Below are 13012 nucleotides of genomic sequence, written 5' to 3' on the forward strand. Positions count from 1 at the left end.
AAATTTACTTTTTATATTTCCATTTTACTACAATTTGAAGAATAATTAGAGTTGCCCTTCTTGTGGTTTTATTTTAGAGAGATTTTCTCCAATAGATTCCAAATTCAATGGTCTGTCTACAAATTCTTCCATGGTTGTCATAGTAGATAAAGATTTTTTTGGTAACTTATCTTCATCAATAGAATTGACAAAATCAACTAAGTTTTTCATTTCTTTTTTCGAATTAATCCACCAGTTTGTAGTCCAGATACGGTAATAATGAATTTTCATTCTTTCAGTAATAATTTTTCCTCTATATATGTCTTGGATATATGCTTCTTCAGTATTATGATGCATAGCACCATCACATTCAATAGCTAAAATAGGTTTTCCTGCTTTATGAGCTTTTATTACAAAGTCTAATTTTAAACTTCCAAACTGATATTCAGCTTCTACACGTTCTTCTCCAAATTGTTCAGAAAGGCGATGATATAATTCTTCTTTAAGTGGAGAAAGCTGGTTTTGTACTTTATCAAAACGTTCTCCTTCCAAGCAGTATTTTTCTAGAAGCTCCAAAATAGTTCTTCTTTTTTTACCTTCATTTTCTTCTATCGCTTGTGCATATGATAAGTAGGCATATAATATTGCTCTTCCTGTATTTCCTCTAAGTGCAAGTTCCTTTGCATAACGATTATAATAAGAAGAAGGAATAGAAGTACAGACATACACCTGATATTTTGCTCTAGTAACAAGAACATTAAGTAATTTATATCCTTTTGATAAATTTAGAGGTCCAAAATATTGTTTAAATACTCCTTCTTCATTTTTACCAAATGTTGTAGAAATTAGAATAATATCTCGTTCATCTCCTTGCATATTCTCTAAATTTTTGACAAAAAATCCATCTTCTTTTATTTTTTCATAACGTTTGAGAAGTTCTTTATTTCCTTGACAAGTTTTTTGAATTAATTCTAAAATCAAATTACGTTGTTCTATATTAAAAGTAGCTATTCCTATTGTCGGACAGTCTCCATAACTATTCTCACAAATATGTCCAAACAGAATATCTACAATCATTTTGGCTTCTGTCATATTGGTTCTATTTTTATCATAAATACCATCAGCTTGCAGAAAACGGATAGGCTTATACGCAAAACGTTCAGGCATAAGCATAAGCCTTGAACCATAGAAAGCAGAGTTTGAAAACTCAATTAGGAACGGATGACGAGAGCGATAATGAAAATCTAAATAAGATTTCTCATAGCCTGCATCTAAAGCAAATTGTAACAATGATTCTTTATCAGCCAATTCTCTTGAGTCAGGTTTTATTACTAAAGGAGCTTCTTCATGTGTTTCTTTATCTTCTAAATCAATGTCTAATAAAATATCCCTTCCAAAATAATTGGTAGGAGGAGTTTGATGTACATCTCCTGAAATAATTCTATAATTCCCACGCAAATAAGATGAAAAAGTATCTTCCAATCTCAACTGACTTGCCTCATCAAAGATAACAACTTCAAATAGTCCTTCTTTCATGGGCAGAATTGAACTAGCTACTGTGGGGCTAACTAAAATTATAGGAAAGAAACTACTAAATAACTGAAAGTCAGTATGAATTATCTTACGAAGTGAATTTTTGCGTTTATTTTGTTTATTTTTTTTATAATTATAAAGTGTATTTATATTTCCTCCTTTTAACTTAAACTTTTCTAAAGCTGTTTTTTGCACACTAAGCCAATGTGCAATTATCTTATCAACTTGCATCTTTTTTAGTTTTTCAGTTAATTGGTCAAGTTCTTCTATTAAATGATCATCTTGTTGGAAAGGTCCTATTTCTTGTTCGTATTTAAAGAGAACATTATCCAAATACCAGCTCTCAAAGGTATTTGCCCAATCGTTGGATTTTGCTTTTATGAGCGCAGTAAAAACATTTCTTTGTGGTGTTTTTAATGAAATAACAAAATGTTTCCACTTATAATACTCTTGAAAATCATCTATTCCTACCAAAATAGATTTCATCTTTTCTTGGTAAGCAAGTATAGATTTGTAAAGTGTTTCAAAATTTTCTACACCTTCTTTATTTGGAAATTCTACATCAAAATACTTTATTTCTTCTTGCCTATCTACAAAATCTTGATATTGTTTTAAAAATTCTTGTTTGAAATTTTTGACTTTATCATGTTTACGAGAAACAAAAGAAAAAATCATGATAGAATTATTTCTAAATACTCTATTGTCTTTAAACTCTTCTCCATAAACAGTTTTATGAGCAGTATATGTATCAATAATATCTTGAGACTCTCTAACCAAACGGTTTAAATTTTCTTCTATTTCTATGCGTTGTGTATGTAAAAATGTTCCTTGAAATAATTGATCATTTAACTGCTCTAAAGGATGATTCTCAGCAGCAACTTGTTTGAAGAGATAATATCCTTCTTTTATTTTTTTTGTATATAACTCAAACTCCTCATAATCAAATGAATATTCGCTTCTATCCAACAAATGTTTTAAAGAAATATTTTCTCCTATACGTTGGCTATGCATGTATTTTCCTACAACATCTTTCCAACAATCATCTCCAAATATCTTCTTTAAAACAGCTTTATGCCTTCTATTAATATCTCTTTTTAATTGATTATAATTATTGAGTGCAATTTCATACTCTTTTTCTCTAAAATTATGACGATATTCTTCTATTTGTTCAGCTGCATTTCTAACCTTTGCAATAACTGTTCGTCTATCTTTAGTAGTATCTTCAATAGAAATACAAAACTCTCCACAGCCTAAATCTTCCAAATTTTGGCGAATAACATCCAATGCTGTTTTTTTCTCACAGACAACCAAACACTTAGCACCACTTTCAATGGTATTGGTAATAATGGCTGTCAATGCCTGACTTTTTCCTGTTCCAGGAGGTCCTTGTATTACACGAACACTTTTTTTAGCAAGTGATTGTAGTATTTTTTCTTGACTTGGGTCTGTATCTATACTTGATAAAGTAGAAGTTTGATAAGGGTCTGGAATTAGATTTTCGAATCTAAAATTATTAAAATGTGACATAATATAGTCTACATCTTGTATAATTCCTTCTTTTTGGATTCTATAGAGTCCAAAAACACCTGACCAAATTATCTTTGGAAAATGGGTAGAAGCATCTTCGTCGATAGTAGGAATGGCATCAATATGTGGCTCTTGAAAATCTTCTATATTTTCAAGATTGAAACGTTCCATTATTGTATTACAAATGTTTTTTAGTTGTGTAAAAGTGAGAATTTCTTCATTTAAATATTCTTCTACTGCAGCTTTAAAAACTATCTTTTCTTCTTGCTCTAAATGATTGATTAGAACTTCATTGAGCAAAATAGGGTCTTCTTCTGTACGAATTATTTTCCATTCATTAATTTGATGAATAGATTTTTCTAAATACATACGCCAAATAATAAGAGGAGATTTTATTACTTTATTTGGATTATGTTTACTTCTACGAACAACAAGAGGATAGCCAAAACCAAATGTACGTACACCATATTCTTGATAATCATCATTGTTTTGATGATTGATGGTATCCAACCTTTTAGCTATCTTATCAAAATTAGATTTTATTTCTGAAGAAGAGTCATCTTGTAAAGAAGTAAGCGAAAGGGTAAATCGCATTCCTTGTTTTTCAAACAGTTCCTGTATAAATTTATCTGCCAAGCCTTCCTCTATTTGATTAAACTGATAAGCATCAAGGCGAGTAGCATGATTTTTAGGTAACACATTTAGATGAATATATTCTAAATTGCCTGTTTTTAGTTTACGATTGACGTAGCTGAGAAAATTTGGGGTAATCATGGAGCATATACAAGGGAATAACACATTTTATACAATTTCACAATGCAAGTAGTTTATTTTTTAAATAAAAAACAACTAATTTTCGATAGATTTATCTGTATTTTAGGCAAGTAGAAGATATTTTCAGATAGAAAATAGTTGAGCAAAAAAACATTTCTTTCATTCATGTTTTCTTATTAATTTTATTATTTTATAGTAAGTTAATTGCATCTAATTTGGAGTTTTTTTAAAAATTTATCGTATTTTTCCCCATTGGTAACATCCATTATCTTCAATAAAGAATGATTACCAAGGAAGATTGTATTTTCTTGCCTTGGCAATGGTCATTTTTCCAAAAATGAATAAGCCCTTGCTAATAGCGAAAAATGCAATGAAATTAAAACTCTCGTTTTATGATGTGATTAACCTAGTTTTCTAGCTTCTTACTTTTGAATGTCAAGGTTTTTTATTGAATTATAAAATTTGAAAGAACCTAAAAAAATACTATCTTTTCGTATGCAATTTTTTGTTAAAAAGCATCGTAGTATTAACAAAGAACTGAAAGAAAATTTTCTACTACCTAATTTACCTAAAATTCGCCGTTGTTGGTATCCTTACTAATAACACAACTATTCCAAATTTATGAATAACTTTTTCAACAAATCCTACAAATCTATTTTCCCAGTAATGGGAATAGTTTTTCTGCTTTGGCTGGTTTCCTGTGCCACAACAGAAAAATTACAAGTCATTGACCAAAATTTTGGCGAGCAAATCGCACTTCAACAAAATCTTACTTTTACATTCAATCAAGCCATTGCAAAACCAGAACAATTAGATGCTTGGCAGGAAATTGAATATTTAGATATTAATCCGAAAGTAAAGGGAAAATTTAAGTGGACAAGTCCGACGACGCTTATTTTTTCGCCAGATGAAGGATTTGCTCCCAACACAAAATACCAAGTAAAACTCACTCAAAATCTGATTGCAGAGCTTACACAGAAAAATATTGAAGTTGATAAAGAGAAAAAATTTGAATTTCATACACCTTATTTAGACCTTTCAACAGCACAAGCCTATTGGAGTACAGATGCGAACGGTTCGCCAGAACTTCTTTTGAATTTACTTTTTAATTATGACATCAATCCTAGTGCATTGAACAGTTTGCTTTCACTTTCTACTTTGGGAGCTTCGGAAACAGGAAACGGAACGGCTGCAAATTATACTTTGAAGAGCAATGAAGCAGGAAAAAACATTCGTTTGGTCGTAAAGCCAAATACAAGCGACAGCAAAGAACTTGCAGGAAAAACCATTTCCATTAATATAAAAGAAGGCTTAAAAATGACAAAAGGCGACGGAACTGCTCCTCAAATGTCATTCAAAACTGATATTCCAGACCCACAAGTTTTTGAAATAACACAAGTAAATTCATATAAAATGAATAACAAAACGATTGTCAGAGTTTTGACGAATCAAAGTGTTATGCAAAACGAATCACAGATTAAAGACCTCATTTCTATCAAACCACAATTACGTACAGAAATAGAAAAAACAGATGCAGGATTTTTAATAAAAGCAGATTTCAAAGACGAAACAAATTATCAACTTACCATTGACCAAGATTTAAAAGGTGTTTTCGAAACAAAATTAAGAGCAGAATACGAACACGTTTTGCTTTTTGGTGGCGCAGAAAAAACAATTTCTTTTTCAGATGGAAAAGCAGCTTACCTAACTTCGAAAGGAGAACGAAATATTGGTGTAAATATCTACGGTTTTGAAAAAGTAGAAGTAGAAGTTTATAAAATCTATGAAAATAATGTACAACATTTTTTAAGAGAAATGGTCGGTTTGTACAATTACAACGAAATGGAAGAGTATTATTATGGAAATGGACAGAGAGATTATGGAGATGTGATTTTGAAAAAGGAAATGAAAATGTCTGAGTTCAAAAAGGCAGGAAGTAGTTATGCGCTTGATATGCGTGAAATTGTAGCTGCTGATAATCGTCCGTTTGAAGGAATTTATTATGTAATTCTTCGTTCGCCTGACGACCGTTGGATAAATGACCGTCAGATTGTTTGTGTTTCTGATTTGGGTTTTATTGTTCGTAGAAGTGATGATGAAATTTTCGTTTTTGCTAATTCTATAATGAACGCAACGCCTGAAGAAGGAACTCAAATGCGATTGATTAGTACAAGCAACCAAACTATCCAAACAGCACGAACAAACGCTGAAGGAATAGCAAAGTTTACAGGACTGAAAAAATTAGGCGAAAAATATAATTTTCAGTTTATTACAGCTCAAAAAAATGACGATTTTAGTTATATTCATTTATCTCAAAATGGAATTTCTACGTATGGTTTTGATACAGACGGAATCAATCCAACAGCAGGAAATTATCAATCCTTTATTTATCCTGAAAGAAATTTGTACCGTCCTGATGAAAAAATTAGCTTTAAAGCAATTATTCGTAATTGGGAAGATTGGAAAAGTGTAGGACAAATTCCTGTAAAATGGAAAATCATTATGCCAAATGGTAGAAGTTTGGTAGAAAAACAAAACCGTCTTTCAGAAGAAGGAACATTTGCAGCTACGATTCCACTTCCTAGCACAAGTGTAACAGGAAGTTATACGATTGAAGTTTATACCTCAAATGATGTTTTGCTCTGTTCTCGTAATATAAATGTGGAGGAATTTATGCCACAACGTATAAAAGTAGAATCAAAACTCAATGAACAATCTGTAAAAAGTGGGCAATCTATAAACTTAGAAGCAACAGCAACAAATCTTTTTGGTCCTCCAGCTGCAGACCGAAATTATGAAGTTCGTCTGACATATAATAAAAAAGCATTTCAATCAAAAGATGCCAAATACCAAGATTATAACTTTTATTTGAATATTGGAAATAATCAAATGCCTTCGTATGAAGATTATGAAAATACTGGTGAAACGGATTTGCAAGGAAAAGTAAGTGAAAGTGTCAAAATTCCAGAAACATTTGAAAATATTGGTTTGATGCAAGGAACATTTTATACAACTGTTTTTGATGAAACTGGGCGACCTGTCGGTTCACGCAAAAGTTTTGATATAATTACACAGCCTTACTTTTTGGGTGTAAAAGGATTAGATTATTATTGGATTGGTCTTAATCAACCTCTTAATTTTCCGTTGGTAGCTCTTGATTATGATGGAAAAGCCATTCCTGCAAATGCAAAAGTACAAGTCATTCGTTATCAATGGTACACTGCTTTAGAGAGAAGATACGACGATAATTATAGTTATGTTTCGAAATACAAAGAAATAGTTGAGTACGATGAAGAAATGAAAATTAATCCATCTGGAACTTCAATTACTTTTACTCCCAAAACTTCGGCTCGTTATGAAGTTCGTGTTTCACTTCCAAATGCTGAAACTTATGTTTCGACTAGTTTTTACGCCTATTATTGGGGTTCTACTTCAAATTCTTCTTTCCAAGTTGATAAAGCAGGACAGATTGATATTACCTTAAATAAGAAAAAATATAACGCTGGTGAAACAGCAAAGGTACTTTTCAAAGCCCCTTTTTCGGGTAGAATGCTCGTTACTTTAGAGAAAAATAGCGTTATTACTCATAAATATATTGATGTTCAGAATCGTTCGGCTTCGATGGATATTCCAATTACAGACGAGCATTTGCCAAATGTTTATGTAAGTGCTACGCTTATTCGTCCTCTTTCGAATAATGATGTTCCTCTTACGGTTGCCCACGGATATATTCCGATTACAGTAGAAAATGAAAAAGAACATAAAATTGAATTAGAAATTACTGTTCCAGAGCGTATGCGTTCTTCTCAGAAACAAAATATACTTGTCAAAACAGGAAAACCGATGCAAGATGTAGAAATTACGATTGCAGCCGTTGATGAAGGAATTTTACTGATTAAAAACTTCCAAACGCCTGACCCTTACGGTTATTTCTTCCAAAAAAGAGCATTAGGTGTACAGGCTTTTGATATGTACGAACGTTTGTATCCAGAATTTAAAGCAAATATTCAAAACTTTGGTGCAGGTGGTTATGACTTGGGAAATCGTACTAATCCAATGGCAAACAAACGAGTAAAACCTGTTTCATTTTGGTCAGGAACATTAAAAACAAATGCAAAAGGCGAAGTAAATTATACAATAGATGTTCCTCAATTTTCGGGAGATTTACGTATTATGGCAGTTGCTGTGCAGGGTGCAAAATTTGGTTCGGCAACGGCAAATATGAAAGTCGCTGACCCAATCGTAATTTCGGCAGGTATTCCTCGTTTCTTGAGTCCAAAAGACAAAATTACAATGCCTGTTACGATGAGTAACACGACCGAAAAAGTAGCTCAAGCAACCGTTACTTTAAAAACAAAAGGAGCAGTTTCACCAGATGGAAATACAACACAAACCGTTACTATTCAACCAAATAGTGAAGCAAAAGTAGATTTTAAAATCAATGCGATTGAAGCTGTCGGAACGGCAGAAATTGATGTTGAAGTGGCAGCTTTAGGCGAAAAATTTAATCAAACTACTGATATTACCGTTCGTCCGTTTACTTCTCTTTTAAAAGAATCTGATGCAGGAAGCGTAGAAGGTGGAAAAAGCAAAACGATTAGTTTTAAGCACGATTACGTTCCTACTTCGGCAGATGCAAAACTGGTTGTTAGCAAGTCGCCAATGGTTCAGTTTGTGAAGTCATTGGATTATTTGGTGCGTTATCCGTATGGTTGTGTGGAGCAAACTACATCAAGTGCTTTTCCTCAACTTTATGTAAAAGATATTGCCGAATCGATAGGAAAATCATTGAGTTATAACCTTAATCCTGATGAAAATATCCGTTTTGCGATTGCAAAATTACAATCTATGCAGCTTTATGAAGGTGGTTTGAGCTACTGGCAAGGTGGACACACGGCAAGTTGGTGGGGAACAGTTTATGCAACACATTTCTTAACAGAAGCAAAAAAAGCAGGTTATGAAGTAAATGATGAGGTTTTGAATAAAGCACACGATTATTTACTTACAAAAATCAAATCAAAAGATACCGAACGCTTGTATTATTACAACATCAACGGACAGCTTACTTCAAGACCGATTGCAAACAAATCTATTTTCTATTCGATGTATATTTTGGCAATGGCAGGAAAACAAGATGTTGCAACGATGAATTACTACAAAGCCAATAAACATTTATTAGCGATTGATTCTCGTTATTTACTCGCTTCTACCTACAAATTATTGGGAGATAAGGCGAGTTATGATGTCGTTTTGCCTCCGTCTTTTTCAGGCGAAAAATCTGAACAGTCTTTGGGTGGGAATTTCTATTCCTACATACGTGATCAAGCAATTTCTTTGAATGTTTTGTTAGAACAAGACCCCAAAAATCCACAAATAGGAACATTAGCAAAACAGCTTTCAGAACAATATAGAGCTAAGAAATATCTCAATACACAAGAACACGCATTTACGTTTTTAGCTTTAGGAAAATTAGCTAGAAAGGCTAATAATAGCAATATTACGGCTCAAATTTCGTCTGGTGGTTCGAATCTTTCTGCTTATGAAAATGGTACGGTTGTCCTTACCAAAAAACAAGTTTTGGATAAAGAAATAACTATTCAAACGAGTGGAGAAGGCGATTTGTATTATTTTTGGGAAAAAGAAGGAATAAGTTTGAAAGGCGATTATATCCAAGAAGACAAAAATATTCGTGTTCGCAGAACTTATTTAGACAAAAAAGGAAATGTAATTAGTGGAAAAGTAAAACAAAATCAATTAGTTGTGGTCAGAATAGAAGTTATTTCTACTTCGGTAGATGTTATTGAAAATGTCGTCATTACAGACATGCTTCCTGCTGGTTTGGAAATTGAAAACCCAAGATTAGGAGGCGCACAACAGTTTGACTGGATAAAAGATGCTTCTTCGCCAGACCATTTTGATTTTAGAGATGATAGAGTAAATATTTTTACTGATGTGAGAAAGAAGAAAACACAGTATTATTATTATCAAACTCGTGCCGTTTCAGAAGGAACTTATAAAGTTGGTTTGATAAGTGCCGATGCGATGTATGATGCTTCTTATCATTCGTATCACGGTGCTGGTACTTTGGTGGTGGAGTAAAGTTTTTTGGTATGTCGCTCGTGGGGACATGAGCAGTGGCAGAGGTAATATTATTTTAACCCTAAGGGTCTTCATAGTCCCTTAGGGTTTTTTGTTAAAACTATTTCAAACTATAAAATATAGCTCAATGAACTATTTATTTGCATACTTATTCTTGATTAATATCATTTCGAGTATTATTTTTTGGTCGGACAAACGTAAAGCAATACAATCTAAAAAGAGAATAAAAGAATCTACTTTACATTTCTATGAACTACTAGGGGGAGTATTTAGTATTTTATTTTTAATGTATCAAATTAGACATAAAAACCAGAAAAAAGATTACTTTATAATCACTTATCTTATTACTTTAGTATGGATAGGTTTGGTTAGTTTCTTTATTTTTAAATTTAAAGTCTAAGAGTTTTTTTAAACTATTGACAGCCTTATGAAAAGACTGTCAAAGTTTTATTTTACTCCAAAACAGGATATTCAAATTCTACATTTAGAGGAATGTCTTCTATTTTATTTTCATAATTCATACGTTGCGCTCTTGATATTTTAAAAATTATAGTATCTCCTTTTTTAGCAACTTTCATTAAGTTTCCTATATTTACCATAGGTCCTTTAGTAGTTGCAGAATCAATTTCTACACTATTACGTTTTAAAACAGCTACATAATCTACTGTTCTATATCTTAAATCTTGTATTTTAACTGTTGTAGTATCTATATTCGCATAATTGGGTATAGAATTAGATGATATGCCTCTACTTTTTTTAGATATAGTAATAACCTTATTATTTCCTTCTCTTAATTCAATTACAGGCAGAGGAAGAAAAACAGCTTTATAATTCATAATCTGAACCGTATCATTTTCAGAATTGGTAAGAGCAATTTTGATGTTTCCTTCTTCTTTTGGTTCAATAAATAATGTATTTTTCTGTGTTGTATCTTTCCATACTTTTACCTCTGTTTTAGATAAAATATTGATAGTTAATGAACTATCACTTATCGTTTGATAAATTACGACATTTTATGTAGAGCAAACTATCGCTAGTTTGAGAATAAGAATAAAAGCTAAGTAAGCACAAGAAAACGGTTAATAAATATTTCATGAAGTTTTTTAATGTTTGATGTAGTAGATAAACGTAATTTTTAGTTTCTTGTTGTCTATTTATAATTTGATTAAATTAGAAAGTATTTAATGAAAAATATTTATATTTGATTGTATATAGTTCTGTTAAATTATTTAATCTGAAAAAAAATGAAAAATATAATTTCTATATTTCTGCTGATAGCTCTAAATTTACTTTGTTTTCAAACTTCTTTTGCTTGTATAAATGGAGAAACTAGAGAGCTGAAAGATGGAACAAGCATTTATATGGATGAAGATGGATATGTTCCTCATGGGCATGATTTTTTCACTTATGATGCAAAGGAATACAAGAAAATAATGAATGATTTGGATAAATTATATAAAAAAACAAAGGATGTAGATTATCTTTCTGACAAAGGAGTTATTTTGATTTTGCAAGGAAAATACCAAGAGGCTGTAAATTTTTATCTTGAATTAGAGAAAATAAAACCAAATCGTTATTCGACGGCTTCTAATTTGGGAACAGCTTATGAGCTTTTAGGACAGAATGTAAAAGCACTTTTTTGGATAAAAAAATCGGTCACAATAGAACCTTTATCACACAACGAATCAGAATGGTTACACATAAATATTTTGACTGCTAAAGTAAAAGGAAAAAAATATGTAAATAGTGATTTTCTGATAACAACTAGTTTTGGAAATGAAGAAGAACCAAAAACAGAATTATCGTATGATAAATTATTAAAACTAAGAGAAGTATTATTTTTTCAACTCAATGAGCGAGTTTCATTTATTAAAGATAAAAATGAAATTGTTGCTCTGCTTTTATTTGAACTAGGAAATATAAATCTTTTGTTAGATGCTCCCAATGAAGCGATAGAAATATATAAAAAAGCTCAAAAATATGGTTTTGAAAAGCCGATTTTAGAAAAACGCTTATCTTCTTTAGAGATGAAAATGAACAAACAGAAAGAACAGTATGCCTCGGAAGCAGCAAGAGCAATACCTCATAATAGGGCTAAAAATAATTATTTAGAAATTATAGTAAGCGTATTGTTTTTACTAATCATCACTTTTTTTGGAGCGAGGTATATCAGAAATAGAAAATCTAAAAAGAAAATATAATTATCTATTTTCTAAGTTTTTTGTAAGTAGAATAAAAAAGCCATAATGAAATAATAAGCATTGGTATTCCAATAACAGTAAATATGCTTAACATACAAGGCTCTCCTCCACAAGGCTGATTTCCTGCAATTATCATAAAAACACCTCCCAGTATTCCAAAAATGCTCAAAATATTAAATATCCACGCTATAAGTTTCATATTTTTTTATTAAGGTATCTAGCTTCTCCACAAAAAAGGAAATAAAATATAAGCCAGCGCAGCCAAAATCAAATCCATTCCTACCAAAAGCAGTATTTCATCTTTACTAACACTCCACGCCAAACCATCAATGGCATTTTTGGAAGCATCAATCAAAAGCAAAACTAAAGGCAAAATAATTGGAAAACTCAGAATTGCCATCAGCATACTGCTATTTTCTGTTTGTGCCGAAATACTTGAAATAAGTGTCAGAGAAGTAGCAAAACCGATTGAGCCAAGCAAAATGATAAGTAAAAATAAATTCCAATCTTGTACAGGTGTTCCCATCACAAAAATATATGCTCCAATTCCTAAAAAAGAAATCAAAAGCATCAAAAAAGTATTATAAATCATCTTTGCAATAATCAATACTTCGGGTTTGAAAAGCGTATAAAAATACATATAACGCCCTTCACTTTCTTGTACAAAACTTTTTGCAATAGCATTTATACTCGCAAAAATCAAAATTATCCAAAATAGAGCATTCCAAACCAAAGGAGGAAGTTTTTGAAGTGAAAAACTCAAATAACACACAAAAATAGTTGCTGCCAAATAGAGTAAAATACTATTTAGAGCAATTCGTTGTCGCCATTCTAAACGAAATTCTTTTTGTAGCAGCGTAAGGATTTGAGAAATTGCATTTGTCTTGTTTGTCATACTG

Annotated in this window: 7 protein-coding genes; 3 read left to right on the plus strand and 4 right to left on the minus strand. The window is 31.4% G+C overall.

The window, feature by feature from the left end:
* Positions 1–45: 45 nt before the first annotated feature.
* Positions 46–3738, minus strand: a complete 3693-nt coding sequence (locus tag ACE193_RS01035) for an AAA domain-containing protein (RefSeq protein ID WP_375561171.1) — start codon at positions 3736–3738, stop codon at positions 46–48.
* Between the two features lie 696 nt (positions 3739–4434).
* On the opposite strand from ACE193_RS01035, the gene ACE193_RS01040 reads away from it, so the two are divergent.
* Together ACE193_RS01040 and ACE193_RS01045 are read left to right on the plus strand one after the other, a co-directional pair.
* Positions 4435–9912 (plus strand): alpha-2-macroglobulin, encoded by a 5478-nt coding sequence (locus ACE193_RS01040; RefSeq protein WP_375561172.1) that lies wholly within the window; start codon positions 4435–4437, stop codon positions 9910–9912.
* A 127-nt stretch (positions 9913–10039) separates the two neighbouring features.
* Positions 10040–10312 carry a DUF1294 domain-containing protein gene (locus ACE193_RS01045; protein WP_375561173.1) on the plus strand — a complete coding sequence of 91 codons (273 nt, stop codon included), beginning with the start codon at positions 10040–10042 and terminating at the stop codon, positions 10310–10312.
* A gap of 52 nt (positions 10313–10364) precedes the next feature.
* Here the strand turns inward: ACE193_RS01045 and ACE193_RS01050 are convergent, their stop codons facing one another.
* Positions 10365–10748, minus strand: coding sequence for a GldM family protein (locus ACE193_RS01050; RefSeq protein ID WP_375561174.1), 384 nt, complete (start codon positions 10746–10748; stop codon positions 10365–10367).
* Between the two features lie 408 nt (positions 10749–11156).
* Between ACE193_RS01050 and ACE193_RS01055 the strand changes: the two genes are divergently transcribed.
* On the plus strand, positions 11157–12113 hold the full coding sequence (locus ACE193_RS01055) for a tetratricopeptide repeat protein (RefSeq protein ID WP_375561175.1): 957 nt from the start codon (positions 11157–11159) through the stop codon (positions 12111–12113).
* A 4-nt stretch (positions 12114–12117) separates the two neighbouring features.
* Here ACE193_RS01055 and ACE193_RS01060 read toward each other — a convergent pair whose 3' ends face one another.
* Both ACE193_RS01060 and ACE193_RS01065 read right to left on the minus strand, forming a co-directional pair.
* A complete protein-coding gene (locus ACE193_RS01060) occupies positions 12118–12312 on the minus strand; it encodes a hypothetical protein (protein ID WP_375561176.1) in 195 nt (64 codons plus the stop codon).
* An 18-nt stretch (positions 12313–12330) separates the two neighbouring features.
* Complete coding sequence (locus ACE193_RS01065; RefSeq protein WP_375561177.1) at positions 12331–13008, minus strand: heme exporter protein CcmB; 678 nt, start codon at positions 13006–13008, stop codon at positions 12331–12333.
* Positions 13009–13012: the final 4 nt, after the last annotated feature.

This window comes from Bernardetia aquimarina (genome assembly GCF_042180575.1).
Classification (GTDB): Bacteria; Bacteroidota; Bacteroidia; order Cytophagales; family Bernardetiaceae; genus Bernardetia.

Bases quoted from the DNA above. Each gene is read 5' to 3' on its own strand.
- ACE193_RS01065 (WP_375561177.1), bottom strand. From the start codon at position 13,008: ATGACAAACAAGACAAATGCAATTTCTCAAATCCTTACGCTGCTACAA.
- ACE193_RS01045 (WP_375561173.1), top strand. From the start codon at position 10,040: ATGAACTATTTATTTGCATACTTATTCTTGATTAATATCATTTCGAGT.
- ACE193_RS01040 (WP_375561172.1), top strand. From the start codon at position 4,435: ATGAATAACTTTTTCAACAAATCCTACAAATCTATTTTCCCAGTAATG.
- ACE193_RS01060 (WP_375561176.1), bottom strand. From the start codon at position 12,312: ATGAAACTTATAGCGTGGATATTTAATATTTTGAGCATTTTTGGAATA.
- ACE193_RS01050 (WP_375561174.1), bottom strand. From the start codon at position 10,748: ATGAATTATAAAGCTGTTTTTCTTCCTCTGCCTGTAATTGAATTAAGA.
- ACE193_RS01055 (WP_375561175.1), top strand. From the start codon at position 11,157: ATGAAAAATATAATTTCTATATTTCTGCTGATAGCTCTAAATTTACTT.